Raw genomic sequence first — 1,648 nt, forward strand, 5'->3', positions numbered from 1 at the left:
CAGGTGTTCGTCGCCCACGAAGGCGACAACTTCCGCACCCGCCTGACCCATTCGCTGGAAGTGGCGCAGGTGGCGCGTTCGCTGGCGACGGCCCTGGGCCTGGACAGCGACCTGGCCGAGACCATCGCCCTGGGCCACGACATCGGCCACCCGCCGTTCGGCCACGCCGGCGAGGACGAGTTGCAGGCCTGCATGAAGGCGTTCGGCGGCTTCGACCACAACGTCCAGACCTTCCGCGTCGTCACCGAGCTGGAGCGCCGCTATCCGGACTTCCACGGCCTGAACCTGACCTGGGAGACCTTGGAAGGGATCATCAAGCACAACGGTCCGGTGACCGAGAAGCTGGGCAAGCCGTCCTGGAAGGCCATCTCCAAGTACGACAGCGAGTACAAGCTGGGCCTGAACACCTGGGCTTCGGCCGAGGCTCAATGCGCGGCCCTGGCCGACGACATCGCCTACAACAATCACGACGTCGACGACGGGGTCGAGGCGGGGCTGTTCACCCTGGACGAGCTGATGGACGTGCCGCTGATCGGTCCGATCCTGGCGGCCGTGCGCAGCGAGCGCCCGGACCTGGACCTGCGCCTGACCCGCCTGGAGGCCGTGCGCCGCATGATCGGCGCCATGGTCGATGACGTTATGGGTGAAACCCTGCAGCGCGCCGCCGCCACCGGCGTGCAGTCGGCCGAGGACGTCCGCAACCTGGATCACGCCCTGGTCGCCTTCTCGGCGGACATGGCCGAGGACCTGGCCCGACTGCGCCAGTTCCTGCACGCGCGGATGTATCGCCACTGGAAGGTCAATCGCACGCGAAGCCAGGCGCGCCGCATTCTGGCCGAGATGTTCGGTCTGTTCTTGGCCGAGCCCGACGTCCTGCCGTCGGAATGGTTCGCCCGGTCGCAGAACCGCGACGAGGCCGGCCGCGCCCGTGTGGTCTGCGACTACATCGCGGGCATGACCGACCGTTTCGCCATCGAAGAACACCGGAAGTTGTTCCAGTTGGATGTCTGGAACTAACCCGCGCGACATCAGCGCCGGCCGCCAATCGCGGCGTTCGACGCGCTAAAGCGAAAATGCCACGCGAACCGGCGGTTCTGGGTAGGCTCGGGCTTCGATAAACTACGGTGGCGCGCGTCTGATTCGTCTCGCAGGGACGATCCGCGCGTTGGAATTCTGGAGCCTCGACGCGAATGTCCGATCCCCACCGCGGCGCCTACACGCCGCCCACCGATGCGCCGCTCTCGTTCGATGCGCGTCAGCCCGTTCGCGGCTCGCGGCCCCTGCCCATGACCCTGATCCTCAGCGCGGTGGTGCTGGCGACGCTGGTGGTCGCGGTCTTGCTGATCTATCGCGGCGGCGTTCGCGGCCCCAACGAGCCGCCGCGCACCGTCGGTGAGCCCGTCGCCCAGATGAAGACCGCGCCGCCGGCCGGGACCGCCCAGCCGACCGATCCGGCCTCCGGCCTGCAGATCTACAAGAACGAGACGCCCGAGGCCTCGCCGACCTTCGCCGCCCAGCCGGAAGCGCCGCTGGCCCGTCCGACCCCGCCGCCGCCCACCGCGCCGGTTCAGACCGCCACCCTGCAGCCGGCCAAGCCCGCTCCGACCGGCCCCGCCGCGCCGGTCTCGGCGACTCCCGCGGCCAAGCC

General features: G+C 69.2%; 1 protein-coding gene and 1 pseudogene. Both read left to right on the forward strand.

Going from position 1 to position 1,648, the window contains the following annotated elements:
- Positions 1-1,017, forward strand: a 1,017-nt coding sequence (locus AC1DZ6_RS24790; protein WP_477099755.1) for a deoxyguanosinetriphosphate triphosphohydrolase, incomplete at its 5' end; no start/stop codon positions are given.
- Between the two features lie 173 nt (positions 1,018-1,190).
- Positions 1,191-1,648, forward strand: a pseudogene (locus AC1DZ6_RS24795) (cell division protein FtsN); the annotation flags it as partial.

This window comes from Caulobacter sp. P1_B12_2 (assembly GCF_056406675.1).